This window comes from Leptothoe sp. EHU-05/26/07-4 (assembly GCF_043421015.1).
GTDB classification, from domain to species: Bacteria; Cyanobacteriota; Cyanobacteriia; order Phormidesmidales; family Phormidesmidaceae; genus Leptothoe; species Leptothoe turfae.
This window is the reverse complement of record NZ_JAXSQV010000007.1, coordinates 1,740,204-1,762,895: the sequence shown is the minus strand read 5'-3', so window position 1 is coordinate 1,762,895 and position 22,692 is coordinate 1,740,204. Positions and strand designations below refer to the sequence as shown.

Below are 22,692 nucleotides of genomic sequence, written 5' to 3'. Positions count from 1 at the left end.
CATCAAATCAACAATATCTACACGGTAATGCAAATTATTTGAAGCAGAACACATTCAGCAATTCTGCAGTCAATAGTGTAACGAGGTGTAATACATTACCAGTGGGTATACCTAATGGCCATTACCGATGTCAAACTTTGGCATCATAGGGGATAATCCATCTGATTTTAGGGGATAATCCATCTGATTTAGAAAGTGAACCTACATGAGGAAGCGCTGTTATGGCGACGCAAGCAGGGATAGGCGTATTAATTGGATTGGGGATCGGTTCGGGTGTAACCGCCTTCTTAATGCAACGCATTATTCGTCGCCAGGATAATGCCTTACAGCAATCCATTAATCGCTTGAACCGCATCCAGGAAGATCATGCCCAAGATTTAAATGCAGCCCTGGAAAAAATGGCCGCTGACTACGAACAGCAATTGGCCGCCAAAATTGAGCGTTACCAAGACACCCATGAAGAACAACTCACCGAGCTAGACGCCGAATACGAAGCGCGTATTGCAGCATTGACCGGCATTGGCTTTCAAGAAGAAACCAATGCAGTGCCAGAAACGACGGCAGATGCAGTCAACGAGGTTTCAGCGCCCCCAATTGAAGCCACTCAACCCATTCCAGAACAAACCTTTACACCCATTCCAGATCCCTGGGCAGAGAGCAACAATCCACCTGGAGCCACATCTGAACCCGCTACCCCCCCAGAGACAGTGGCCACAACCTCGGTTGAGACAACGACTGCACCTGGCCAGCCCAACGCCAGCCAGAATACCCAACTGACTCAAACCGCAGCTGAACTAGGTAAAACCGCCGCCCTCAATCGTAAGGAAGCTATTCGCGCTGTCCCCCAGCTTGGCAAGCTCACCAAAGATGTCGATGCTGATGTTCGTCTAGCAGCCATTACAGCCCTTCAAGAATCTGGTTCCATCAAGGCAATTCCCTTTCTGCGGCAGGCACTTAGAGATACTGACAGCCGTGTTGTAGCTGCTGCCAGTGCCGCCCTCAATCGCTTTAAAGGCAGCAAGAAACCTGCGCCAAAAGCTAAAAAAACTAACAAAACCAAACGTCGTCGATAAGATATCTGCAACTCAGCTTGAGCCAAACTACGCTTGCTGCCATCATAGGCAAAGGTTTTAACCCGCTTTGCTATACGAGGATGCCTGCATGACTAAAGCAATCATGGAAACCGCGAAGGGAACTATCAATATCGACTTTTTCGATAACGATGCTCCCAATACAGTTGCAAACTTTGTCAAACTTGCCAAAGACGGATTCTACGACGGGCTCAATTTCCACCGCGTCATCCCCAACTTTATGATTCAGGGCGGTTGTCCCAATGGTACTGGGACTGGTGGCCCTGGCTATAAAATCAAGTGTGAAATCAACCCTAACAAGCACGAGGCAGGCAGTCTATCCATGGCCCATGCCGGTCGTGATACAGGAGGTAGTCAGTTCTTCATATGCCATTCTCCTCAACCTCACCTGGATGGAGTTCACACAGTCTTTGGTAAAACCACAGATATGGATGTTGTTAATGCCATTAAGGGTGGCGATAAGATAGTGTCCGTGACCATTCAAGACTAAAACTATTGCTTTGGTGGCCCAGCCGCTAATGATTAATAGCTTTAAACTACAGCCCTGTCTCTTCATTGGTCATGAAAAGACAGGGCTAGTTTTTTAGAGGCCCATTCATGTCATACCAAATCCGAATTTATTCACCCTGATTAAAAATGGACAATCCTGTAGGGGCAATGCCTTAGGGATGCCCTTCGGTATCGGGCGTTACTAGTCAGAATTTCGTATAAGTCAATAGATAAGTCAATGCATTTAAAATAAACTCCATAAGTTTCCGTTCAACTAATTGAACGGTTCAATAGAACACATCTGAATAGAGTGTTCGGGAGTAAGATAGCTAACCAAGCCCCACAGAATTTACTAACAATAGAGAGAGTAATCTCAAACTCCTATTGTGCAATATGCTATCTCTTCATTTTTGGCCGATATGTTATTTAGATCTCTGTTTTTAAATAATTTCATTCCCTCTCATTCTTCTCATTAAACGCAGTCTTTTGTCTTATATTTCTCATCTTTAGAGAGATATCTAAATACCGAGTGATTTGACCCTGTTTTTGTCTTGCACTATCAGGATTTCTACGATTAGTATAGCTGTAAGATTCGTAATCTTTAACACAGCGTATTCCTATGGCTAACATCAAAAAAACACTCAGTATTGTATTGAGGATGGTAAAAACTATCGGAGTCGCTTTTGGTGATTGGAAAACGAGTTTTTCCTTATAGTTTTTTGATGAATAGTCATGGTTGAGATACCCTGTGATTCCCCGCCAGCTTCAGAAAAACTGAATATTGACCTACTTAAAATTTGGCTGATCCGCTATCTACCCAAGCTGGGATTAATCTCTTTGCAAGCACATAGCCAGGTGAAGGCACGTCTTGCTGTTGCCGTGTCAGCAGAAGCCCGTCAAGAAACCCGTAGAAAAGTTTTGGGAAACCTAACAGCCCACTGCACAATGTCAGGGTTAAGGGCGCAACATCTGATGATGGATAGCCATATGCCATTGCAAATTCTTGAAGCTCAAAAAATCACTCATCAGATAGTGGCTATTTATCAATATTTAATGGAAGCTTATGTGAGAGATTTTGTATTTGCCCCGGTCTTACCGCATTTGCACACTATTGATAGTAAACAGGTAGTTGCACTTCAGATACTGCCCAAGTTTCATCAATTGATGCAAGGATTAGCGCCGTTACTCAAGGGGTTACAATCTCTGATTTCAACATCTACCAATCTTCGTGCCATTGGCTTTTTAAGTACACAGATTCATCTATCTCGACAACGGATCTTAAGTCGTTTAGATGTTTATGAGCGCATCTGGCTCTCTCCATATTTGCAACTGACTGAAGAATTGCTGTGTATGCCTTGGCAGCGCGTATGCATAGCAGCAGGTAACCATTCATCCAACAGCCCGGCAGCAGCACTTGTGACCAAAATGTTGCCCCTGACGGAACCTATTGCCAGTGCGGTTTATCATCGAGCATTACGCACTTTTCCAAATCATGTTAGTCGTCAGGGTTGCATCCAGTCAGATCCGGTGCAAACCTCCAGTGTTCGCGATCTGAGCATGTTTCAAACCTACATCTGGCTCTCTTTGCTGGAGGGCAATATATCGGTTATTAAAAATGAGCTTCTGCCTCTATGTCTTTTAGTCTTCCCATGTTCCAAAGTTAGCTGGCAATTTGTGCAGTATGGGATTCAGTGGCTTAGTGAAGAGATTTACTTGCACCTCACATCTCCAGAAACACTCATGTTTTCTAGCTACATTAAACCCATTCAACGACTGTTTAGGCAGGCTGACCCAGATCAGATTGATCTGGTGAAAGTCAACAGCAAGTTAACGATAAAAACCATGGGGCATCAACTTCAGCCGGTAAGTCTTGGCTAAGTAGTATTGCTTTTACACTACTGATCAGCAGTATCAAACAGGGCTAGCAGCTGGGCTTCATTGAGTTGCGGGGTATTATACTTTTCAGCTTTTTTGAGTTTACTGCCAGGGTTTTTGCCAACAATAATGTAATCGGTTTTTCCACTGGGCATTTTATTAAGCCGTCCGCCCGCATCAGTAATTAGCTTGGTCACTTGCTCATAGGTAAGAGCCTTGAGTGTGCCTGTAATTACAAAGCTTTTGCCCGTTATCCCCTTGGCTGTTGTAGTGTCCTGAGATGGTTCTGTGGTGAGGCTGGCAGCTTGTGTCGATGGCTGTTCATTAGACTGCGTGGGAGTCGGAGCTGTTGTTGCCGAAACGGGAGATGGAGAAGACGGGGGGACCGCAACGGCAGACGATGGTGCGGGAGTGGTTTGTTGTTTTTTGAGAGACGCAATTACAGTTTGGCTAATCTCTAGGGCTTCTTTCATAGCCACTTGCTCTTTAGCCGTTACTTTCAGCTGATCTGCCTGGGTTGTCATGGTTTGCTGAGCGGCTTGTAATTGTTGAGTCAGTTGAGCGTTCATTGCCGTCAATTCCTCCACCTGGCGACTTAATTGGGGAGTATTCTGAGCTGTCTGTTGTGCCAGTTGCTGATGAGCTTGGGTCAGTTCTTCTAGCTGATTGCGTAGAGCTGTTTCACGATCATGGGAAAGCTGGGCATCTACTAGAGACTTCTGTGCCTGGGCTAATTCTGCTTCTAATACTGCAATCTGAGCCTGAGTTTGAGCTAATTGGGTCTGGCTGGTTGCCACGTCACGTTTTAACTGGTCACGTTCTTGCCCCAAGCTGGCTACCTTAGTTTGTTCACGCTGGGCGATCTGTTCTTGCTGCTGGATAGCCGTAGCCTGCTGTTCTCGTACCTGCTCTAGTTGCTGAGTCAGCTGAGCAATCGTTGTCTCAGTCTGAGCAGACTCTGTTTGAGCAGCGGCTCTAACTTGCTCTAGTTGTTGGGTGAGTTGATCGATGGTCGATTGAGCCTGGGTTGCTTCCATCTGAGACGTTGCCTGGGCTTGCTCTATCCGTTCTAACTGCTGGGTGAGGCGGTCGATGGTCGATTGAGCCTGGGTCGTTTCTGTGTGTGATGTTTCGCGCGCTTGCTCCAGTTGCTGGGTGAGTTCAGCAATGGTTGCTTGAGCTGCTTCGATTTGTGCCTGGGATGTTTCGCGTGTTTGTTCTAGTTGCTGCGTTAGCTGATTGATCGCTGTCTGAACTTGCTCATCTTCAGTTTGCACAGCCGCAAGGGACTGCTCTAGCTGTCGTTTATTTTGTTCTAGAGTTGTAACGGTGTGGGCTAGCTGACTGTTTTCAGTCTCTAAATTCTTAAGCTGTTGCTGCTGGGTTGATGTCTGAGCCTGGAATTGGGCTAGCTGTGAGGTTACCTGCTCTAGCTGTTGCGTCAGTTCAGTAATGGTTGTCTGAGCCTGAGTAACTTCTGTTTGAGATGTTGCTCTGGTGTGTTCTAGCTGTTCTAACTGCTGGGTGAGTTGGGTAATCGTTTCTTGGGACTGGGTTGTCTCTGCCTGAGCCGTTGCTTGGGTTTGTTTTAACTGCTGCGTGAGCTGGGTTATGGTTGTTTGAGCTTGGGTCGTTTCTGTCTGAGCGGTCTCGCTTGCCGCTTCTGCCTGTTGCAGTTGCTGGGTGAGCTGATGAATGGTTGCTGCCGCTTGTTGTTGCTCTGTCTGGGCGGTTGTTTGGGCTTGTTCTAACTGCTGAGTCAGCTGAGTGATGGTTGCTTGGGCCTGAGTCGCTTCTGTTTGGGCTTGGGCTTGGGCTTGTTCTAATTGCTGCGTGAGCTGGGTAACGGTTGCTTGGGCTTGGGTGGCTTCTGTCTGGGCGTTAGCCAGGGTTTGCTCTAGCTGCTGCTTATTTTGTTCTAAGGTCTTAACGGTTTGAGCTAGCTGACGTTTTTCAGACTCTAAATCCTGCTGCTGCTGCTGCTGAGTTGAGGTTTGGGTCTGTAGTTGCCCCAGTTGGGTTTCCAAATCAGCTTGGCGAGTCTGAGTCTCTTGGCGTAGCTGGCGTAACTGCTGCTCTGATTGTTCTAGGCTATTCAGACGTTGCTGGGTGGCTTTTAATGAGCGTTCTAAGTTGCTAGCACGATCGCATTCCGTTTTATAAGTTTGCTCCAGCGTCTGTTTCTCTGAAGTCAAACCCGCTACTTGACCTTCTAGCTGAGTCGTTGTGCTTTCTAGCTGAGTCGCTTTGCCTTCTAATTGAGCTGTTTTGCCTTCTAGCTGAGCCACTTTAGCTTCAGCGGCAGTGGCCATTTTAGAGATGCGATCGCGTTCTGCCTTCAGCTCACTCACCTGTTGCTCCAGGCCCATGACCGCATCCTTAGCCAGGGCCATGGCCTCATTCAAGGTTTTATTTTGTGTCTGAGCCTGATTTACCTGTTGAGTTAGCTTGGTTTTTGTCCCCTCCAACTTAGACAGCTCGGTCGCTTGCTGGGCCTTCTGTTTGCCCAGGCGACTCGCCATCACTGCACCCACCAATGCCGCTGTGCCTACAGCAGTACCCACCAGTTCTGAAACCAGGGTGTAGTCCATCAGCTCTGAAACCAGGGTGTAGTCCATGGCCTGCATTTCCCAACTCAATTAACATATCAACTCAACAGACTTTCTATAGTAAACAGCTATGGCAGCGACTATGGCTCTTGGCAGAAATATTTTAGGCATTCGTCAGGGAATGGGTCGTTCGCTGGCCTAGGCAGGGGAAGGTGCAGTGGGCAGTGGGCCATGGCCACTTGCCTTCTATACTTTTCCTGCGATTCTTCCAAAGGCTTTTCGTAAACCAGACACAATAGAACTAATCGCAGCATTAGCAACTATGACTTCTACGTCCTCGGCTGGGTCAAACCGCCTGCTTACCCTTTACAAGTCATCCATTGGCAAAAAGCTCATCACTGGCCTTAGTGGTTTAGCCTTGGTCACCTTTGTCATCATTCATATGACGGGCAATTTCGTGTTGCTAGTTAGCGCCGATGGCTATAACCGTTATGGTCACCTGATCGAGCAATTGGGGCCATTGACATGGCTGATTGAGCTGGGGTTGTTAGGGTTTGTGCTGATTCACGTTGTGATGGGCATACAGATTTTTTGGGGGCGGTTGCGGGCACGACCTCAGGGATATGCCATCTATACATCTGCCGGAACGCCTAGTTACCAATCTATGAGTTCTCGCTCCATGATCATTACCGGGCTGGTTCTGGGCAGTTTTTTAGTCTGGCATCTGCTCACCTTTAAGTTTGGTGTGCGCTACACCGTACCAGGCTCAGATATCCGCGACTTATCGCGGCTGGTTATCGAAAAATTTCAGCAGCCTTTCTACTTGATTAGCTACATCGGCGTCATGGTAATGCTTGCCAGCCACCTACGCCACGGCATCTGGAGTGCGTTTCAATCCTTAGGTGCCTTAAATGCCACCCTACGCCCCATCATGTATGGGACAAGTTTTATATTAGCCATCGGCATCGCGTTGGGCTTTATTGTCTTACCCTTAGCCATATATTTGGGGCTCATCACCTAAAAAAAATGTTGAATTTTGAGGTATGAATTTGGAATTATCAGCTCCACAAATTCCTGACCGCAACAGATTCTCAAAGCTCTAATTTTCTTGTGTTCTTAAACATTAAAGGCCAGCAACTCAAAACCAATAACCAAGACCCAATAACCAAGAAGACCCACCCCCCTTTACCTCAACCGACTCCTTATCGTTACACTTATGCCTTTAAATCCTCGCATTCCCCATGGTTCCTTAAAAGACAAGTGGAACAACTTTAAAGACCACTGCCAGCTGGTCAATCCCAACAACAAACGTAAGCATACGATTATCATTGTCGGCACGGGTTTGGCAGGAGCATCCGCAGCGGCGACACTAGCTGAGCTGGGTTACCACGTAAAAAGTTTCTGTATTCAAGACTCTCCTCGACGATCCCACAGTATTGCGGCCCAAGGTGGGATTAACGCCACTAAAAACTACCCCAATGATGGTGATAGTGTTTGGCGGTTGTTTTACGACACCATCAAGGGGGGAGACTATCGTTCCCGAGAGGCGAATGTGTATCGTCTTGCCCAGATTAGTAATCACATTATTGATCACTGTGTTGCCCAGGGCGTACCCTTTGCCCGAGAGTATGGTGGGTTATTAGCCAATCGGTCCTTTGGGGGGGCTCAAGTATCGCGCACATTCTATGCCCGTGGGCAAACGGGTCAACAGCTCTTGCTAGGGGCCTACAGTGCCATGATGAAAATGGCCCACCAGATTGAAATTTTCACCCGGCGTGAACTGTTGGATTTGGTTGTTATTGACGGCCATGCCAGGGGAATTATTACCCGCAATTTAATTACTGGTGAGTTAGAGCGGCACCAGGGTGATGCGGTACTCTTGTGTACCGGCGGCTATGGCAATGTGTTTTACCTATCTACCAATGGTCGCAACTCTAATGTGACAGCAGCATGGCGCTGTTATAAGCGTGGGGCTTATTTTGCCAACCCTTGCTATACCCAGATTCATCCCACCTGTATTCCGGTATCAGGAGACTATCAGTCAAAACTCACCCTGATGAGTGAGAGTTTGCGGAACGATGGCCGTGTTTGGGTGCCGATAAAACCAGGGGATAATCGTTCGCCCAATGAGATTCCTGAGGATGAGAGAGATTATTACCTGGAGAAACGCTACCCTAGCTTTGGCAATTTAGTGCCTCGGGATGTGGCCTCACGCAATGCTAAGCATATGACCGATGACGGTCGTGGTGTGGGGGCAACGGGGCTGTCAGTGTATCTAGATTTTCGGGATGCCATTGCGCGGGATGGTGAGGATGCGATCGCAAACCGCTATGGCAATCTTTTCCAGATGTATCAACGCATCACCGACGAGAACCCCTACCAACAGCCCATGCGCATTTACCCAGCGGTGCACTATACCATGGGCGGTCTGTGGGTGGACTATCATCTGATGAGTACGGTACCTGGTTTATTTGTTTTGGGCGAAGCCAACTTTTCAGACCATGGAGCCAATCGTCTTGGGGCCAGTGCCCTGATGCAAGGATTGGCCGATGGCTACTTTGTAATTCCGTACACCCTGGGGGATTATCTGGCTCGTACCCCTTTACCAGCAGTAGAGACTACCGATGATGCCTTTGCTGAAGCTGAGGCCTCGGTGCAAACAAAAATCCAAAAGCTCCTCAGTATCCAGGGTGATAAAACGGTGATGCAGTTCCATCGTCAGCTAGGTCAGCTGGTGTGGGACCATGTGGGCATGAGTCGCGATCGCAATAGTCTCAAAGCTGTAATTCGCCAAATCCAATCCCTACGAGCAGAATTCTGGCAAAATCTCCGGGTTCCTGGCAAAGCTAACACCCTCAACAAAAATCTAGAATATGCTGGTCGTCTAGCTGATTTTCTGGAACTGGGTGAACTTATGGCCCGTGATGCCCTCAATCGAGAAGAGTCCTGTGGCTGTCATTTCCGTGAAGAATATCAAACCAGTGATGGTGAAGCCAAACGAAATGATCAAGACTATGCTTATGTAGCAGCTTGGGCCTACAGTGGTGACGAACAACCCCCTGAACTACATAAAGAGACACTGGCTTTTGATAACGTTGAACTGACGCAACGCAGTTATAAATAGGCTCGTTTAATTCTGGTTTCCCATCAGCGACAACTCTGCTAGTAAACCTTGATCGACTCTACCAATAGCTGAAACGGCCCTGCTTCAAAGTGGGGATTGAGCTGTCGATCATATTCAAATTTGCTCAACATCATTTGCAGCGAATAGATGATGCCTCTATTAATTGGGGGCCGTTGTACTACCCTTGCCCGTTGTACTGCCTTCATGTCAGCAAACGGGATGCGCACAGTTACCCAGCCCCCATTAGCTGTATCAAAAGAATAGGCATAGGCCACGGTGTCCCAGCCCGCACCATCACGCAAAAAGAATTTATAGCGTTGCCCATCGCCCTTGACCCGTAGTTCAAGTCCACTGTAGTTACTAAGATCTAGCGGTGGTTCAAAGTTGCGCGTGCGCACCGAGGCAAACCCCCCGGAGTTAGCGGTCGAAACATATCCGGTAAACGCTAAACCCTCAGGTTGTAGCTGGGTTCCACTCTGGCTGACGCCCCCCATGACCACATCGTCAAGAGCGCCCCATAGTTCACGCATTTGCTCTGTAGGCTGACGAAAGTCAAACACTACATTGGCTTGAAGTTGGGGCGGCGGCGGTGGTGGTGAACCAAAGAACATGTTTTGTAGTGAGCTAATGATGGGGATGGCCTCAAAGTAGTTGAGGGTGTCAAAAAAGCGCCCAAAATCCCACGATTGCCGGGTTTGCTCTGGCATGGCCTCAACCTCAGTTGACAGATACTTTTATTGTATATGTAGCTTCATGGGATTTGAGAGGGCAGATTCAGTGAACCGAGACCTGCTATACCTAGCTTAGGCATTGCTGATTCTCCTGAAAAAAGTCATGACTCATCAAAAAATTCCTTTTTCCCTAATACGCATCCCGCTGATACTCAGTGGATTGCTATATCTGGGTTTAGGTGTTGCTTTCTGCGTATTACCAAGGTTTGAAGCTGTCCTCAATGCAGCTGAATTACCTGCTGTATTTTTCTATGGCTTTGGATTATTTTCAATCTTGCTAGGCATTGCGGCCACTCTCTTTGCCTGTATTGTCCATAAACCGAACAAGGCAATTTACATCGTTGCCCTCGTCCTTACTGTTCTCTATATTCCATCGGCATACATTTTCTTTGGGATACCGATGCTTATATTCCTAATACGGAAAGATGTTCGAGATTACTATGGGATAAATATATAGGCTCGTTGGAAGTATGCAGAAATCAGCTTAAAGACATGGGTAATTGGCTTTGTATTTGCAACTTAAGTTCACCTATAAACCAGCTTGGGTTTGAGCAAATAGAGCCTTAAAGTCATTGTTGACTGGTGTTTGATTCGGTGACTCTGGTTTCGAAACTACATCAAAGGCCTTATTGCGGGCAGTGGTCTGTAGCAAGGCTTGAACCACGACCGCCGCAACATCAGCCCGAGGAATCGACGTTGTGATGCCTTCTGGTGGATTTTTTAGCAAGACATCATTTTTGCTGACAACGAGTTCTCGCTTGCCACCTGGCTGGTCCAGTAACCCACCGGCTCGAATAATTGTGTAGTCAATACCCGAGTCAATCAAATGTTGCTCGGCTTTACGCTTCCAGATCAAGATATTGCCATTACCGATCGTGTTGAGAAAATGATTCTCATCTGTTCCTCCCATGGAGCCAACTAGAACAATCTGTTGTATACCTGCCCTTTTGGCTGCCTCAATCTGATTGGTCTGACCCTGATAGTCAATTTGTTCAGGCATTTCTCCAGGGGCAAATGTAAACTCTGGACGTTGTCCAGGCTGAGGTGGGGCCTTCATCTGCGGTACTGCACTGGTGAGAATAACCAGGGAATCACAACCTTCCAAAGCTGGTACTAGATCATTTGGCTGAAGAATATTGCCAAAGAAGAAATTATCGGTTGAGTCAAAGAGGGCTTTAGCTTTTTGAGGAGAACGGGCAAAACCTCTGACACGAAACGATTCAGGTAATGTTTGTAGTTTTTTGACAACTAAGGAGCCGGTTTGCCCAGTTGCACCTGTGACTAGAACGTTAAGGGGATGGGACATGAAAGATAGATACCATGGGGCTGTGCAGTATTTAGTATAGGGATTTTTGAGAAGAGTTTTCAGGTCTACTTCATTCATTACAAAGTTCACCGAGTCTAATTTTTGGCACACGGCCTCAACTCTGGGGACGGGGATATGCAAAGGAAGCTACACTTTCTGTACTTCGCTACACATTTGATGTGCTTGGATTGAAAAAAGTAGAGGCAGATGTTGATGAACCTAACAAAGCTTCTATTCGAGTGCTTGAAGCGGTGGGGCTGTCCCAAACTCGGAGAGCAATCGTTAATGAGCGTCCATTGCTTTACTATGAAATTCAAACTTGAAGAAGAGAAACAGAAGAGAAACAAATGAATAACTGCTAGCGACCTGATAATCGTGCTGCCGTTTGCAAGGGGGAAAAGATATGGGGGTATCCCACGAGTATTCAAGCCAGTGCTAAGCTCAAGGTAGAGTTTCTCTAGGTTGAGTCCAATGGCAGACACTGAAGAGTTGGCTGGTGAAAGTGCCCAATCAATGAATGCTAAGCAGATAGAACTATATGAGCGCATTCAGGCGTTTTCATTAGATAAGCCAGATGCCCAGCTACCGTTTAGTAAACGGCTAGCCAGAGATAATGGCTGGACCCTGCAGTATGCCCAGCGAGCCATTGAAGAATATAAGAAATTTGCCTTTTTAGCATTAGCAGCAGGGCACCCAGTCACCCCTTCAGACCAGGTGGACCAAGTATGGCACCTACATTTGTCCTATACACACTCCTATTGGGAAGAATTCTGCTCTGGGGTTTTGCAAAAAACACTACACCACGATCCCACCCTGGGGGGAGACGATGAAAGCCAAAAGTTCAATAATTGGTATCGTCAAACTCTAGAGAGCTATGAACAACTTTTTGACGAACCACCACCAGTAGAATTTTGGCCAGCACCCGAAGAACGTTTTGGCCGTGACTTACATTTTTTACGAGTTAACACCCAACAGAATTGGATACTGCCAAAATTACAAGTTCAAAAAGCAGCAATCGCCAGTGTAGCAACGCTTTTAGCCTCGATATTCAGTAGTTATTATCTAAGCAGTGCTGAAGGCAATATTAATCCACTGGCGGTAGTTTTACTCACTGCTATGATTGTTGCTTCAGGGTTTGGCGCAACACGAATGATTATGGGACTCGTGGATTTTATCAAAGACCCCTCTCGCCCTCGACTTAAAGGAGATTGGAGCAACTACAGTGTTGGTAGCGGCTGTGGTGGTTGTAGCGGCTGTGGCAGCGGCTGCGGTGGTGGTTAACTAAAATATCGCTTGGAAGGACCCGATTACTCGTATCGCACCCCATTGTGTTCTAGCCATCCATCTGCATGCCAATCTTTGGGATCATCATGGGTCCAGTGCAGCACACCTCCCCGCTCATTCCATTCATATTCACCCCGAAATCGCACCTCATCACTGACGCGTAACGCATCGATACGAGAAGCGACATCCCTATCAATATTGTGACTGACCAGCAGCGATTGCCCTGAGGCTAGTCGCAAAATAAACTTTTGATGACGAGAGCCTTCCAAATCATCTGGTAGTAGCTTTTCGACACGTCCTACCCCTTCTACAATCAGGTCAGACTCACCATTGCGATAAGCTTCCATCAAAGCATCATCACCTTTAACATCAGTCCGTCGAAAGTCGTCTCTTGCAGCAGCATCAGCCATAGGTACAGACAAAGGAAACAATAAAGACACTTTTACCACTGGCACAAGCAGTATTAAAACAGACAAAATGATTACTATTAAAAACGATGAAAACGCTTTTATAGCCTTGTTTATAGCCATCTCAGTGGGAAACCGTATACGGTAGTGTCGGTGTAATTTTACCCCATCCCATGGGGGCATTCACCACCTGCACCCATTCTCTCCTTTTGCGATGATGAATTTGTCGAACAAGAGAGATACGGCCCATGAAGACATCTGCACAGCAACCCATTATCGAAGGGATTCGCAACTGGTACCGAAACGCCATTCGCAACTCTAAATATCGTTGGCTTGTGGTTTTTGGTAGTCTTCTATATCTTGTCAGTCCCTTGGATATCTTACCTGATGTTTTGCCGATTATTGGCTGGCTAGACGATGGCATTATCGCTACTCTTCTAGTTACTGAAGTGTCTCAACTCTTGTTCGAACAGGTAAACGCCTCTAAGAAAAAGAATCATCAAGAGGCTAATTATTCTCCTGATACCACTAGCACAACCGAGCAGGTGGTTGATGTAGAGGTGGTATCCGTTAGCTAGCTCAGTCTTTGAGTAAGTTTGTCGCGCTCATCACGTTTCATTATTCACTTTATTCAATAAGGCACAGAATCATGACTAATACCAACACCCAAGTAATCAACGAAAACTTCCAGTCCATCAAAGCAGAAGGCGGACGTCGTACTCAAAAGATTGGCGATATTCTTAAGTCCGCTTTCTCGGAGGCTATCAGTGAAGTAAAAGAAGGTGCCAGCACCGTTCACCCCCTTGCTAAAGATCTAGCCGATAACGCCGTTCAAGTAGTCAAAGAAAAAGGACAGGAAGCCTATGTAAATGCAAAACAAGCGGCACAGGAAACGGCTACTGATGAGAAAGACATTGTGACTCAGTTCAAGCTAAAACTACAGGCTATCGTGGAAGCGATTAAGGCCACACTATTAAGTAAGGTAAAGACGGCAGATGATGAGACTGCTGCTGAGACGGTGAAATTAATTGAACAGGATACTGAGGTGCAAACCGTGGTTACGGTGGGTTCCACAGCTGTTTAGTCTTGTTAGGTTTCTCTCCTTTTCCTAGAGTTTTGTTAGGTACGTAAACTAGACGCTAGTTTCCCTTAGGACTAGCGTTTTTTTTGTTTACTGTAGGGGCACCGTAGGCAATGCCCCTACAGGGATGGGCCTTTATGTTTTGGCTAATGCTTCTTTTTTGCGTTCCTTGATTTCTAAATGTACTAGGAGTGCATTGATATCTGCAGGATTAACACCACCGATCCGAGTGGCCTGACCTACGGTTAAGGGTTTAAAAGATGTTAGCTTCTCGCGAGCTTCCATCGATAACGTGTCAATGCTCATGTAGTTAATATCTTTCGGTAGCTTGCGGTTCTGTTGTTTGGCTACTTGCTCAATCTGACTTTGCTGACGCTGAATGTAGCCTGAATACTTAATGTCGATTTCAGCACCTTCTTTTTCGGCCCGTGTTAGGTCTAAATTACCTAAATCGTATTGCTCCAGATGGGTGTAATGGAACCGGGGGCGACGGAGGAGATCGGCAAGTGCGATCGCATCCTTAATTTTCTGCCCCGTATCCGCCACAATCTGCTTACCCACAGGCTCATGGGCCTTCACCCGTGTACTGTGCAGTCGCTTTTTTTCAGCTGCAATATTCTCCTGTTTGCGCAGATATAGTTCCCACCGTCGGTCATCCACCAAACCAATGTCACGCCCCAGAGGCGTTAACCGCTGATCCGCATTGTCTGAACGCAGGATCAACCGATATTCCGACCGTGATGTGAGCATCCGGTAGGGCTCTCGCAAATCCTTAGTACACAGGTCATCAATGAGCGTACCGATATAACTCCCCTCACGGGGGAAGATAATCATCTCGTCACCACGGCCATAGCGAACAGAATTAACACCAGCAACAAACCCTTGGGCCGCAGCCTCTTCATAGCCTGTTGTACCGTTGATTTGTCCCGCACAGAACAATCCCTCAATTTTTTTTGTCATCAGTGTGGGAAAACACTGGGTGGCAGGTAAATAGTCATACTCCACCGCATAGGCCGGACGTAGCATGGTACAGTTTTCCAACCCAGGTAGGCTGCGCAACATCGCCCGTTGAATACTTTCGGGCAACCCCGTAGAAAATCCCTGCACATAAATCTCAGGAATTGTACGACCTTCTGGCTCTAAAAAGATTTGGTGACTTTCTTTATCAGCAAAGCGAACAATCTTATCTTCAATGCTTGGACAATAGCGAGGTCCCTTAGAATCTACCCAGCCACCATAGATAGGAGACATGTGGAGATTCTCTTGGATGATGCGATGCGTTTCTGCTGTCGTACGAGTTAGGTGACAATCCATCGGTTCACGCTCAACCCACACCTCTGGGTCAAAGCTAAACCAGCGTACATCCGTGTCGCTTGGCTGCTTCTCTAAAACATCAAAATTGATCGTGCGTCGGTCAACACGGGCTGGGGTCCCTGTCTTGAGGCGACCTGTTTCAAACCCTAACTGGTTTAGAGTGTCAGTTAGACCAACAGCTGCAAACTCCCCCGCTCGACCCGCCGCCATTGATTTGTTGCCCACCCAGATAACACCCCCTAAGAAAGTACCTGTGGTGAGAATCACCGCTTTACAGCGAAAGGCAACACCAAAGTAGGTTTGAACACCAATCACCTCATCGTTGTCACCCAGTACTAAATCTGTTGCCATCCCCTCACGTAGTACCAGATTCTCCTGGTTTTCTACGATGGTTTTCATGGTGGCGGCATATTCGCGCTTGTCGGTCTGTGCCCGCAGAGCCCACACTGCCGGACCACGAGAATTATTCAATACCCGCTTTTGTAGATAGGTGCGGTCGGCCATTTTGCCAATTTCTCCACCCAGGGCATCCACCTCATGGGTTAGCTGTGACTTTGCTGGCCCACCGATTGCTGGGTTACAAGGCTGCCAGGCAATTCTGTCCAGGTTGAGGGTAAGCAGCAGCGTCCGAGCCCCTAACCGTGCTGAAGCCAGCGCGGCTTCACAGCCCGCATGGCCTGCACCGATCACGACTACATCAAATTCATCTAAAAACTCTACCGAGCTGCTCATAGGCCTATCCATCCAGCGTTTCCCGTTGCTGATTTTTGCAAGATACCGATCTGGATTGAGTGCAATCCAGCAAAACTTGTCAGCTTCAACCCGATCGGGGGATCAGCAGCGTCAAGCGTTATTTATTCTAAACCCTCAATCCTGCTACAGTTAGGTTTCAGGATTGAGTTGATTAGAGTTAATCAATTGACAATTTTTACTAACCCCCTTTGGTATAGATTAATGTGGGGTTTGGAATCGGGTGCTTCTACGCCCTCGGGCCTTGAGTTTTTATTTACTCAAGGCCTCTGTTTATTGCCCCCACAGGAAACTCAACCATGCAACCAGATGTTCTGGCATTTGATTTCGATGGAGTAATTTGCGACGGGTTGATCGAATATTTTCAGACGGCGTGGCGGGCTTATTGCAAACTGTTTAAACCAGACAGCTTAGAGCCCCCTAAAGGACTAGCTAAGCAGTTTTATCCGCTGCGTCCCGTGATTGAGACCGGCTGGGAAATGCCCATGCTGTTACGCGCTTTAGTCTCAGGTAAAACAGCTGAGGAAATTATTCCAGGCTGGCCAACCCTGGCGCTGCCGTTTTTAGAAGAAACCCAGCTTACCCAGGCTGAAGCTGCCAAAATTTTGGATGGTGAACGTGACCACTGGATTGCTACCGACTTAGACAACTGGCTAGCCCAGCATCGGTTCTATCCCAATATGTTAACCGTACTACAAGCCTCTCTGGAAAAACGCCCCACCTATATTGTCAGCACCAAAGAAGGCCGCTTTATCCAGCAGCTACTTAAACAAAGCGGTGTGGCCATGCCCGCTGAGAATATTCTGGGTAAAGAGGTTAAACGACCCAAATATGAAACGCTGCGATTGCTGACAGCAAGCCATATGGCTCGGACGGAAACTGATCAGGAAGTTAAAGGCTATCATCCTGTTCCCCCTAGTATCTGGTTTGTCGAAGACCGGATCAAGGCTCTCCAGTCCGTCAAGAAACAATCTGACCTAGACCACGTTGAACTGTTTCTAGCCGACTGGGGCTATAACTTAGGGCCTGAACGTCAAGCGGCTCAGGAAGACGATCGAATTCATCTGCTATCGTTAAATTCGGTAGTACAAAGGTTCGATATCGTTTAGGCGGCTGGCAGCACCATGCTGGATCTATCAAAAATTGCACAGCAGATGCAGGGGATCAGTAATCACCTGGCCAAGGAGGCTGAGGCAGCGAAGACAAGGATTGCGATCGCAACCCAACTTCTCCACCAGGCCCAATTACAGCAACCCCATTTAATCCAGCAACTCCAAACCCATGGTCCGCAAATTGGTTTTGCCGCCGCCGCACCGGTTGAACCACTAGATACCCGAGTCAACATCAAACCTGCCCCCGAAGCCCACACTGTCCTTGCCACCGACGGTTCACAGATCAACCCCAGCCACCACGAAATTGCCTATTGCTATTTGCTTAACATCGGTCGTATTGTGCTGCACTACGGCCAAAGTCGCTTCCCAATGCTTGATAGCCAGCCAGAAGTGATTTATCGTCCCGAGGACCTTTACACATCGCGCCAGTGGGGCATTCGCACAGAAGAGTGGATGGGCTATCGCCGGACGGTATCAGAATCCGTGGTATTGGCAGAGTTAGGTCTGGATGTGCATGGAGGGCAAGGAGAGCCGAGGCAGCCGGAGACGCAAGCAACCTTAGAAGCCAGGCAATCCTCACCCCATGCATCCATCCCCACCCTGGCCATGACCGATGGGTCATTAATTTATTGGTTTCTCGATCAACTGCCCGCACCCGCCAGGGATCAAATTCTTGAGCCCATCCTGGTGGCCTGGGATACCCTCCGTGCAGCCCAGGTCCCCCTGGTGGGATATCTCAGCGCCTCACGGAGCAGCGAAGCCCTTAACTTTCTACGCCTGCAGAGCTGTCCCTATGGGCAACCAGATTGTCAAAAGCACTGCGAAGGGCAAACCGACGGTGCCCCCTGTCAGGTATTTTCACCACTGCGAGACGTCACCTTGTGGGCCACACTGCTAGAACCGGGACAGCGCGGCCCCTTATTCAAAAGCTCGGCAGACATTCTGCAACTTTATGGTGACCATCAAGTGTATTTTTGCCACGTCCATGTGGGCGCTGAAATTGCCCGTGTCGAGTTTCCTGAATGGGTGGTCAAGGACAATCAACTATTTGAGAGTGCCCTGAGTCTGACCCTCACCCAAGTACAGAAAGGCTTTGGCTACCCAGTTTCCCTAGCAGAAGCCCATAACCAGGCGGTGGTACGGGGGGGCGATCGCAACCGATTTTTTGCCCTACTTGAGCAGCAAATGATTCGCGCTGGTTTGCAAAATGTTGGCACCTCCTATAAAGAAGCTCGCAAACGCGGCAGCATTGCCTGATCGACATCAGGGTGCGACTGCGCTCATCCCTGAAGATTTGGGTTCAGCTGCGCCCAGCCATTGGACGTCTCTGTATCATCCGGAAAAAATTGCATGACAGCATTAAAATTTCCGCTCAAGCTATCGGGAATTCTCCCTAGAGGAATCGTTATTAATAGTACGTTGTTGCAAACGGACACTCCCAAAGGCTTTGGTCTGTCAAACAACCCATAACAAATGTGATAATAACTACTCAGTACCTCTGATGCATGTAGTCACTAGAGCTGCGGCTGTGAACTCGTCTCCCCAACCCCCGAGTCGCCATCTCTGGCAATGTACTCAAACGATTAACGCCCACAATAGCTGGATTCGTTCCATTGCCATTGATAGCCAAGCAAGATACATCGTCAGCGGTAGCGGTGACCGCTCCGTAAAACTGTGGCATTTCAACAGTGGGCAGCTACATCAAACCCTGCAAGGTCATCAGGGATGGGTTAGAGCCTTAGCCATTAGTCCGGATGATTCATTGATTGCCAGCGGTGGCAATGAAAACAAGGTGTGTTTGTGGCAACTGGAGCAGGGCCAACAATTAGCCATCCTCAAAGGCCACACCGATAGCATCCGCACCGTGACGTTTAGTCCTGATGGTCAGTGGATATATACGGGTAGCCAGGATAAAACGGTGCGGCGCTGGTCAGCTGTCGATGGCACGTTACAAGGCATCCTAATTACCCATCAGCACTGGATTCGTACCCTGGTGCTGAGCCCCGATGGTTGCACCCTGGTCACCAGCACTCAAGATCGGGAGATTAATATCTGCGATGCCAAAACTGGTCGCATTCTTCATCGTTTACAACGGCATACAGATGACATCGTATCCCTTGCCATCAGTCCCGATGGTGAGTTACTAGTGAGCGGCGGAGCTGACAATAAAGTCATGTTTTGGCGACTGGGGGACGGTCGGTTTCTAGCCGAACTTGATGCCCACAGCCAAGGGGTGAATAGCGTTACGTTTAGTGGCGATGGCAAACTTTTGGCGACCGCCAGTCGCGATCGCACCATCCGCATTTGGAATATGACCACCCGCAAATTGCTCGATATCCTTGAAGGCCACGAAAGCGGCGTCTGGTCAGCCGTATTTGCCCCCGATGGCCGCACCCTGATCAGCGGAGACTGGGCCGGTCAACTTCGATGCTGGCAGTTATCTAAGTAGGGGATTGAAGAACTTAAGACCAAGCTTTTCTACTCAAAAGCTAGTATTAAAATAGCTGTTTCACTCTTTTTAAGAACCGACTCTATGGAAACCCTAGCGCTCACCAACGACAACGTAGAAAAAGTACTTGACGAGCTCCGCCCTTACCTCATGGCTGACGGCGGCAACGTTGAACTAGTTGACATCGATGGCCCTGTAGTTAAACTACGCCTCCAAGGTGCTTGTGGCTCTTGCCCTAGCTCTGCCATGACCCTACGCATGGGTATCGAGCGTCGCCTACGCGAATTTATCCCTGAAATTGCTGAGATCGAACAAGTAGCTTAGAGCATCAAAGTCCCTCTCCCTTGGGGAGAGGGATTTAGGGTGAGGGATGTTATCCTGATTTACTGGGAAAACTCGGTGAACCACAGTGCTTGATCTAAAGCTGATTCGACAAAATCCTGACCAAGTGGCAGCGGCCTTAGCCAAACGCAGCGGCGACTATGCAAACTCTCTATCTGAACTCCAGGCATTAGATAGTGAGCAGCGAGGCTTGGAGGGAGTGCGATCTCAACTCCAGGCTCGCAGTAATGAAATCGGCAAAGCCGTTGGTATGAAGATCAAGGGCGGTGCCGACCCTAAAGGTGATGAGGTCAAGGCATTACGCAGCGAAGGCAACCAGATCAAAAAAGAGCTTGCCGAGCTAGAGCCTCAGGAAAAGGAACTCAAGGCCAAGATTCAAGATATATTGCTAACCTTACCTAATTTGCCCAACGACACAACGCCAGAGGGTAAGGATGAAGAGGAGAATGTGGAAGTTCGTCGCTGGGGCGATGACCTGATTCCCCAGGGCGATGAGTTGCTTGCGCACTATGAGCTAGGTGAAAAGCTTGGCATCATGAACTTTGAGCGTTCAGTCAAAATTGCCCAGAGTCGATTTGTGACCTTGATCGGTGCTGGTGCAGCTCTAGAGCGAGCCTTGATTCAGTTTATGCTCAACCGCCATACCAAGTCAGGCTACACCGAAATTTTGCCCCCCATCTTGGTCAACTCGGCCTCATTGACTGGCTCAGGGCAACTACCTAAGTTTGCTGAAGACAGCTTTAAATGTGCAGATGATGATCTTTGGCTCACACCAACAGCTGAGGTTCCCCTCACAAATTTGCACCGCAGTGAAATTCTCACAGAAGATCAGCTGCCCATTAACTACTGTGCCTATACCCCATGCTTTCGTCGAGAAGCAGGCAGCTATGGTCGCGATACCCGTGGTTTAATCCGCCTCCACCAATTCAATAAGGTGGAAATGTTTAAGTTTGTGCACCCAGACACCTCGTTTGATGAACTCGAAGCCTTGACGAAGGATGCTGAAGACATTTTGCAACAGCTGAAGCTACCTTATCGAGTACTCGCCCTTTGTACCGGTGACATCGGCTTTTCGGCCACCAAAACCTACGACTTAGAAGTATGGCTACCCTCAGCCAATCGCTACCGAGAAATCTCCAGCTGCTCCAACTGCGTTGATTTCCAGGCTCGCCGTGCTGACATTCGCTTTAAAACCCCAGGGCAGAAAGGTACTCAGTTTGTCCACACACTCAATGGTTCAGGGCTAGCTATTGGCCGTACCATGGCCGCTATCCTTGAAAACTACCAACAGCCTAATGGAAGCGTGAAAGTGCCTGAGGTCCTTCAACCCTACATGGGTCGCGAGTTTCTTTGAAGCATTTAACCCACAGCTATTTAAAGGGAACGGTAGAATGGGAATCATAACAAACGTTTTTCGTTAATTGACTCGCTTGCTTGTCTTATTGACGTTGTCTGTCAATGCTTTTGTGGGTTTTCTGATACCCAAGAGTAAACCTACGTTCTGAACCAATCAAGCGACTTTTACTGACCTACTTACTGTCTTCTATGTCCGTTCTGGCCGTTATTTCTGTCATTGCCCTATTAATTTTCGTCCATGAGCTGGGCCACTTCCTAGCTGCTCGACTACAGGGCATTCACGTTAACCGGTTTTCCATCGGTTTTGGCCCCATCCTGTGGAAGTTTCAAGGCTCTCGAACAGAATACGCGCTGCGGGCACTTCCCCTCGGTGGGTTTGTGGGTTTTCCCATGGATGAGGATTCGGACACCAGTTTTGCCCCTGACGATCCGAACCTGCTGCAAAATCGTCCGGTGATGGATCGGGCCATTGTGATGAGCGCAGGCGTGATTGCTAACCTTCTGTTTGCTTACCTTGTCTTTGTCATCCAGTTCACCAGCGTTGGCGTCCCTCAAGACTTTATACCTGAGCCAGGTGTCCTGATTCCTCAGGTCATGTCCAATACATCCCCAGCCGCCCAAGCTGGCATCAAAGCGGGAGATATTATCCTCTCCGTTGAGAATCAACCCCTTAACCAAGGCGAAGAAAACGTACAGGTGTTGATTGATGCTATCCAAACTAGCCCTAATAAACCCGTTGATTTGCTCATCCAGCGGGGGAAACAGGAACTCAATCTAACGGTGACCCCTGACATGTCCCCCGAAGGGACGCCCATTATCGGTGTTCAGCTATATCCCAACGGTAGATTTAGCTATGAGCGTTCTGCTAATCCAATTGAGGTGCTTACGTTCGCCGCTGATGAATTTCAAAATGTATTTGTCCGTACAGCCGAGGGCTTCTTTGAATTAGCAACCAACTTTTCTGAAACATCCGACCAGGTATCCAGCCCTGTACGTATTGTTGAGCAGGGTAGCACCATGGCCGATGCCAATATTATCAGCCTGTTTCCTTTTACGGCCCTGATTAGCGTCAACCTAGCCATCATTAATATTCTGCCCTTACCCGCCCTAGACGGTGGTCAGCTGGCTTTTCTGCTGGTAGAAGCTCTACTGGGAAAACCGTTACCAAGACGAATTCAAGAGAGCGTCATGCAAACGGGCCTGCTGCTGTTTCTTTGCTTAGGCAGCATGTTGATTGTTCGGGATATATCCCGCCTAGAAATTTTTCAGAATGTTTTTCAGTAGGTAATCCTCAGTCCCCAGCTCCTTCTCCTCCATGAAAAGGGGTACAAAAGGAGCGCTGGTTTTGCTCAGGTGAAAGCATCTAAACGCCATCAAAACCCCTCTCCCTAGAGAGAGGGGTTTGGGGTGAGGACAAATCCTTCAAAGCCAC

At 48.1% G+C, this 22,692-nt stretch carries 20 protein-coding genes and 1 pseudogene; 16 read left to right on the top strand and 5 right to left on the bottom strand.

Annotated features, from left to right (window positions below):
* Positions 1–221: 221 nt before the first annotated feature.
* The 3 genes from U2F10_RS32220 (at position 222) to U2F10_RS32210 (ending at position 3,458) form a co-directional block, all read left to right on the top strand.
* Positions 222–1,073 carry a HEAT repeat domain-containing protein gene (locus U2F10_RS32220; RefSeq protein WP_163698837.1) on the top strand — a complete coding sequence of 284 codons (852 nt, stop codon included), beginning with the start codon at positions 222–224 and terminating at the stop codon, positions 1,071–1,073.
* An 88-nt stretch (positions 1,074–1,161) separates the two neighbouring features.
* On the top strand, positions 1,162–1,581 hold the full coding sequence (locus U2F10_RS32215) for a peptidylprolyl isomerase (protein ID WP_163669822.1): 420 nt from the start codon (positions 1,162–1,164) through the stop codon (positions 1,579–1,581).
* Between the two features lie 731 nt (positions 1,582–2,312).
* Entirely contained in the window at positions 2,313–3,458 is a 1,146-nt protein-coding gene (locus tag U2F10_RS32210; RefSeq protein ID WP_499874361.1) for a hypothetical protein, read from the top strand.
* Positions 3,459–3,475: 17 nt separating this feature from the next.
* Here U2F10_RS32210 and U2F10_RS32205 read toward each other — a convergent pair whose 3' ends face one another.
* Positions 3,476–6,073, bottom strand: coding sequence for a BRCT domain-containing protein (locus U2F10_RS32205; RefSeq protein ID WP_499874360.1), 2,598 nt, complete (start codon positions 6,071–6,073; stop codon positions 3,476–3,478).
* A gap of 253 nt (positions 6,074–6,326) precedes the next feature.
* On the opposite strand from U2F10_RS32205, the gene U2F10_RS32200 reads away from it, so the two are divergent.
* Both U2F10_RS32200 and U2F10_RS32195 read left to right on the top strand, forming a co-directional pair.
* Complete coding sequence (locus U2F10_RS32200) at positions 6,327–7,025, top strand: succinate dehydrogenase cytochrome b subunit (RefSeq protein ID WP_163669828.1); 699 nt, start codon at positions 6,327–6,329, stop codon at positions 7,023–7,025.
* 195 nt (positions 7,026–7,220) lie between these two features.
* A complete protein-coding gene (locus U2F10_RS32195; RefSeq protein ID WP_499874357.1) occupies positions 7,221–9,128 on the top strand; it encodes a fumarate reductase/succinate dehydrogenase flavoprotein subunit in 1,908 nt (635 codons plus the stop codon).
* Positions 9,129–9,166: 38 nt separating this feature from the next.
* On the opposite strand, the gene U2F10_RS32190 is transcribed toward U2F10_RS32195, so the two are convergent.
* Entirely contained in the window at positions 9,167–9,835 is a 669-nt protein-coding gene (locus U2F10_RS32190; protein WP_499874356.1) for a CIA30 family protein, read from the bottom strand.
* A 127-nt stretch (positions 9,836–9,962) separates the two neighbouring features.
* Here U2F10_RS32190 and U2F10_RS32185 point away from each other — a divergent pair, with 127 nt between their 5' ends.
* Positions 9,963–10,316, top strand: a complete 354-nt coding sequence (locus tag U2F10_RS32185; protein ID WP_163669833.1) for a hypothetical protein — start codon at positions 9,963–9,965, stop codon at positions 10,314–10,316.
* Between the two features lie 72 nt (positions 10,317–10,388).
* Here the strand turns inward: U2F10_RS32185 and U2F10_RS32180 are convergent, their stop codons facing one another.
* Positions 10,389–11,165 (bottom strand): SDR family oxidoreductase, encoded by a 777-nt coding sequence (locus U2F10_RS32180; RefSeq protein ID WP_163669835.1) that lies wholly within the window; start codon positions 11,163–11,165, stop codon positions 10,389–10,391.
* A gap of 56 nt (positions 11,166–11,221) precedes the next feature.
* Here U2F10_RS32180 and U2F10_RS32175 point away from each other — a divergent pair.
* A pseudogene (locus U2F10_RS32175) lies at positions 11,222–11,488 on the top strand (GNAT family N-acetyltransferase); the annotation flags it as partial.
* A 148-nt stretch (positions 11,489–11,636) separates the two neighbouring features.
* A complete protein-coding gene (locus U2F10_RS32170) occupies positions 11,637–12,446 on the top strand; it encodes a glycine-rich domain-containing protein (RefSeq protein WP_499868972.1) in 810 nt (269 codons plus the stop codon).
* Positions 12,447–12,472: 26 nt separating this feature from the next.
* On the opposite strand, the gene U2F10_RS32165 is transcribed toward U2F10_RS32170, so the two are convergent.
* Positions 12,473–12,859: a DUF3465 domain-containing protein gene (locus U2F10_RS32165; protein WP_250565160.1), complete on the bottom strand. Its 387-nt coding sequence runs from the start codon at positions 12,857–12,859 to the stop codon at positions 12,473–12,475.
* A 245-nt stretch (positions 12,860–13,104) separates the two neighbouring features.
* Here U2F10_RS32165 and U2F10_RS32160 point away from each other — a divergent pair, with 245 nt between their 5' ends.
* Entirely contained in the window at positions 13,105–13,434 is a 330-nt protein-coding gene (locus U2F10_RS32160; protein WP_163669841.1) for a YkvA family protein, read from the top strand.
* A 71-nt stretch (positions 13,435–13,505) separates the two neighbouring features.
* Positions 13,506–13,940 (top strand): hypothetical protein, encoded by a 435-nt coding sequence (locus U2F10_RS32155; RefSeq protein WP_163669843.1) that lies wholly within the window; start codon positions 13,506–13,508, stop codon positions 13,938–13,940.
* Positions 13,941–14,072: 132 nt separating this feature from the next.
* Here the strand turns inward: U2F10_RS32155 and mnmG are convergent, their stop codons facing one another.
* Entirely contained in the window at positions 14,073–15,983 is a 1,911-nt protein-coding gene (gene mnmG, locus U2F10_RS32150; RefSeq protein ID WP_163669844.1) for a tRNA uridine-5-carboxymethylaminomethyl(34) synthesis enzyme MnmG, read from the bottom strand.
* Positions 15,984–16,300: 317 nt separating this feature from the next.
* On the opposite strand from mnmG, the gene U2F10_RS32145 reads away from it, so the two are divergent.
* The 6 genes from U2F10_RS32145 (at position 16,301) to rseP (ending at position 22,544) form a co-directional block, all read left to right on the top strand.
* Entirely contained in the window at positions 16,301–17,110 is an 810-nt protein-coding gene (locus U2F10_RS32145) for an HAD family hydrolase (RefSeq protein WP_499874354.1), read from the top strand.
* Positions 17,111–17,125: 15 nt separating this feature from the next.
* Complete coding sequence (locus U2F10_RS32140) at positions 17,126–18,370, top strand: DNA double-strand break repair nuclease NurA (RefSeq protein WP_499868966.1); 1,245 nt, start codon at positions 17,126–17,128, stop codon at positions 18,368–18,370.
* 244 nt (positions 18,371–18,614) lie between these two features.
* Entirely contained in the window at positions 18,615–19,562 is a 948-nt protein-coding gene (locus tag U2F10_RS32135; RefSeq protein WP_499874352.1) for a WD40 repeat domain-containing protein, read from the top strand.
* A gap of 84 nt (positions 19,563–19,646) precedes the next feature.
* Positions 19,647–19,886: a NifU family protein gene (locus U2F10_RS32130; protein WP_006518566.1), complete on the top strand. Its 240-nt coding sequence runs from the start codon at positions 19,647–19,649 to the stop codon at positions 19,884–19,886.
* Positions 19,887–19,971: 85 nt separating this feature from the next.
* Positions 19,972–21,258, top strand: coding sequence for a serine--tRNA ligase (serS, locus tag U2F10_RS32125; RefSeq protein WP_499874350.1), 1,287 nt, complete (start codon positions 19,972–19,974; stop codon positions 21,256–21,258).
* Positions 21,259–21,449: 191 nt separating this feature from the next.
* The gene (gene rseP, locus U2F10_RS32120; protein ID WP_163669862.1) at positions 21,450–22,544 is read left to right on the top strand and encodes an RIP metalloprotease RseP; all 1,095 of its coding nucleotides are present in this window, start codon (positions 21,450–21,452) and stop codon (positions 22,542–22,544) included.
* Positions 22,545–22,692: the final 148 nt, after the last annotated feature.